Source organism: Dokdonella sp., from assembly GCF_039926425.1.
In the GTDB taxonomy this organism is placed as follows: Bacteria; Pseudomonadota; Gammaproteobacteria; order Xanthomonadales; family Rhodanobacteraceae; genus Dokdonella_A.
This window is the reverse complement of record NZ_JBDSWZ010000108.1, coordinates 1-4,275: the sequence shown is the minus strand read 5'-3', so window position 1 is coordinate 4,275 and position 4,275 is coordinate 1. Positions and strand designations below refer to the sequence as shown.

Below are 4,275 nucleotides of genomic sequence, written 5' to 3'. Positions count from 1 at the left end.
TGACGAGAGGCAGTCCCCAGATCAGCAGCAGCGAAAACGCGATGCCGAGGGGGGCGACGAACCACACGGCCGGCGTGCGGAAGCCGCGCGGCACGTCCGGACGGCGCACGCGCAGCAGCATCACCGCCGCGCAGATGACAATGAACGCGGCGAGCGTGCCGATGTTGATGAGTTCGGCCACCTGGGTGATCGGGAACAGTCCGGCGACAAGGGCGGTCACCACGCCGACGATCAGGGTGGGTCGCGCCGGCGTGCCGAAGCGCGGATGCACCTTCGCGAACCACGCAGGCAGCAGTCCATCGCGCGCCAGCGCAAACCAGATGCGCGCGGCGCCGAGCGTGAACGCAAACAGCACGCTGACCACGCCGATCACCGCAGCGATCGCGATCGCGATGCTGACCCAGTGCAGTCCGCGCGCCGCGAAGGCTTCCGACACCGACGCGTCGCCGCCGAGTTGCGTGTAAGGCACGATGCCGGTCAGTACCAGCGACACCGCGATGTACAGCACCATCGCGATCGCCAGTGACAGCACCACCGCGCGCGGCAAGTCGCGCTGCGGATTCTTCGCTTCTTCGGCTGCAGTCGTCAGCGTGTCGTAGCCGAACACCGCAAAGAACACGATGCTCGCGCCGGTCAGCACGCCCGGCCAGCCGAAATGCCCCACGCCTTTCGCGTCCACCACGCGTTCGGGAATGAAGGGATGCCAGTTGGCGGTATCGATATAGAAGACGCCGACGCCGATGACCAGCGCAATGCCCGCCACCTTGATCGCAACAATCAGCGTATTGAGTCGCGCGCCCCACTCGGTACGCACGGTGAGGAGAATCGCGACCAGCAGCGTGATCGACGCGGCAATCACGTTGAACACGTGGCCTTCACCGGTACCGACCGCGCCTTGCGCCCACGCAGGCAAATGCACGCCCGCGGATGCGAGCAGCACCTGCACGTAACCGGACCAGCCGATTGCGACGACCGCAACCACGAGCGCGTATTCAAGCAGCAGGTCCCAGCCGATCGTCCACGCGACAAACTCGCCAAGCACCGCATAGCCATACGTGTATGCACTGCCAGTGACGGGAATCATTCCCGCAAACTCCGCGTAGCACAGCGCGGCCGCCGCACTGCCGATGCCGGCGATGATGAAGGCGAGCGCCACCGCGGGTCCTGCGTTGACCGCCGCCTGCTGGCCGGCGAGCACGAAGATGCCGACCCCGATGATCCCGCCGATGCCGATCGCAGTGAGCTGCCACAGCCCGAGCACGCGACGGAAATCGCGCCTTGCGCCGACTTCGGCTTGCAGCTGCTCGATGGTTTTGTGCCGCGTCAGTTTTGCAATCAGGCTCATCGTGCGCTCCCCGGAGTGGCGGAGGATCATAGCCGAGCGGGAGCCAATAGCAGAGTTGCAGCTTGAACCGCGAATGACCCGAAGCGCACGCAGCCGACGAAGAGAAAAAACTCGACGAGCAGTCCTTCGTGTCCTTCGTGGTCAGAGTTCTTTTGAGCGCCCGGACAAGCTCACTTCCTCGCGCATGACAACCGCGCAACAAAGTTCGCCGTCCGACGCATTGCACTCGACGAGCATCGCCCGATCGCGCCCTTCGCGCTTGGCGCGGTACAGCGCGGCATCGGCCAGGGCGATTGCGTGTTCGAGATTGAGGTCGGCGTCGCCGGATGCGTCGGCCGGATAGCCAATCGCGCCGATCGATGCGGTCACGTCGATCGCGAGTGCGCCGACCTGCACGGGCTTGGCCGCGATGCCGGCGAGGAGCCGACGCAGGGGGACGTCCGCCGCGGCGCGATCAATGTCGCGCAGCAGCAGCAGGAATTCCTCGCCGCCCCAGCGCAGAACGATGTCGCCCGCGCGCGCTGCACGTTGCAAGCGGCGCGCAATTTCCAGCAGCACGGCATCCCCAGCGTCGTGGCCGTGCCCATCGTTGATGCGCTTGAAGTGATCGATATCGAGCAAGGCGACCAGCAACATTTGCCCACCCCGCGCCCGCCGCGCGCGTTCGGTTTCGGCGGCGACGGCGAGCGTGAAATAGCGCCGGTTCTTGAGCCCGGTCAGCGGATCGGTCACGGCCGCCTGCTCGAGCTGCGCGTTGGCGGACGCGAGTTCGCGCGTACGCATCGCCACTTCGACTTCGAGCGCGGCGGCCCGACGACTGGTGCGACGCGAACGCCATCGGCCGATGCCGAGTCCGAGTGCGAGTGTCAGCAACGCGCCAGCCGCAAGCGTCCATCCGCGCTGCCACCAGTGCGCGTCGACCGCGAAATCGAAGCTGAGCGGTTGCGCGGCGACACCGTCCGCGTCGCGCGCCTGCACCTGCAACTGGTAGTGACCTGGTGGCAAGCGCGGGTAGGCCGCAAATGCGTCCGCGCTCCATGGGCTGAAGTCCTCCTCCAGACCCGCGAGTCGAGTCCGGTAGCGCACCGCGTATTCGCGGTCGAACGCGAGCAGGCTGTACTCGAAGCGCACACCGTTGTCATCCGGCGGCAACACGAGGCCGGCGGTGAGCGGCGTCGACTGTGCTCCCCAGTGGGCAGCCGTCAGATGCAATGGCGACGAGGCGGCGGCCTGCGTGGAAAGCGCCGGCTGGAACGCAGCAAGTCCTGCGGCCGTGGCTCCAAACACTCGGCCGCGATTGTCGACCGCACTCGCGGTGACCTCGGGACTGACCAGCCCTGCCTGCGCGCCGTAGGTTTCACCCTGCTGGTCCGCCGCTCCTTCGCGCGCGAGTCGCATCGCGCCGCGCGCACCGAACACATACACCGCCGCACCATCGAGTCGCACATGGGTCAACGCACCAAGTGCGTGCGTCGCCGGATAGGTCACGCAGGTGCCGTCGGCATCGAGCCGCCTGAGGCCGCTGCGCGATGCGAGCCACAACGTGGGTGCTCCGGCACGCTGGTCGGGCTCGATCCGGAACGGCGCGAGATCCGCCAGGCAGGGCGCATTGACGACGCGCCAGCCGCGGCGATCGAGTCGGGACAGTCCCGACTCGGTCGCGACCCACAGGATGTCGTCACCCGGATTGGCCGGGTCCGCAAGCACGGCGAGTCCGTGGACGGCGGTTTCGACATCGAGACCGGCGACGCCATCGATCTTCTTGACGCCTTCGGCCGACGTCCAACGGGCGAGGCCATGCGCGGTCGCGGCATAGATCTCGTCACCGCCGTCGATGTGCCGCTGTACGACCTGCTCGACGGAGACGCCCGGAAGCGCCGAGTTGTCGGCCGTGAAATCGAGTTCGAGTGTGTCGCCCTTCCAGCGTTGCAAGCCGCGGCTGTGGGCAATCCAGCGTCGGCCATCGGACGTATCGATCAAATCGTGGACGAGTTCCGCATTCTGCCCGGGGGGCAGCAGCGGAACGAAGCGACCCGCACCCCAGCGCGCCGCACCGCCGGCGGTGCCGACCCAGAGCGTGCCGGTCGGTGCGGACCAGCCGACGCTGAGCACGATGCGGTCGGGTAGACCCATGCGCTCGTCAAACAGCGCGAATCGATCGTTCTCGACGCGCGCGATGCCGGCGGTCATCGTCCCGATCCACAGCACGTTGCGGTAGCGCTCGCGCAGCAGGCTGTGCACCGCATTTGACGGCAGGCCGTGGCGCGTGTCGATCAAGCGCCAGCGACCGTCGGCGTGGATCTCGGCGAGTCCGCCGGGACGCAACGCGGCGAGCAAAACCTGCTCGCCTGCCGGGTCGACATCGGGCAGCAGCGCAAACACCATCGCGGTCGGAAACTGGTTGCCTTCGCCAAACACCTGAAGCCGTTTCCCGTCATAGCGCGCGACGCCACGCCCGCTGCCGATCCACAGATCCCCGGCATAGCGCGCCATCGACAGGCCCACGTTGTTGGGCAAACCCTGCGCTTTCGTGATCGCGACATCCGTGCGCGTCGGCGTCGCGCCGTCGATGTCGGCCAGCTGGATCACGCCTTCGAAGTTGGTGCCGACCCACAACCGCCACTGTCCGTCGATCGTTTCGCCGAACAGGCTGCGCGCGCCGGCTGCGCCGAGCGCCTCGATCCGTTCGCAGCGCGTGACTGCGCAGCGGAACAGGCCTTCGGATGCGGCGATCCACATGCGTCCATCGGGCGCTTCGAAAAACGCACCGACCGGGCCGGAGGCGCCCGGAAGATCGAGTGCCTGTTTCCCATTGCCGGTGATGCGCCACGCACCCACCGAATCGGTACCGATCCACACCGCGCCGTCACGCGCCTGCGCGAGTGCGCCCACCGCGAAGCTGCGCTCGCCGGTCGGAAGGTCAATGCCTT

General features: G+C 67.3%; 2 protein-coding genes. Both read right to left on the bottom strand.

Translation table 11 applies throughout. The features are described from left to right. Positions 1 to 1,345: amino acid permease (locus ABIV12_RS06920; RefSeq protein ID WP_348057624.1), on the bottom strand; the 1,345-nt coding region annotated here is incomplete at its 3' end. 141 nt (positions 1,346 to 1,486) lie between these two features. After that, positions 1,487 to 4,275, bottom strand: a 2,789-nt coding sequence (locus tag ABIV12_RS06915; RefSeq protein WP_348057621.1) for a diguanylate cyclase, incomplete at its 5' end; no start/stop codon positions are given.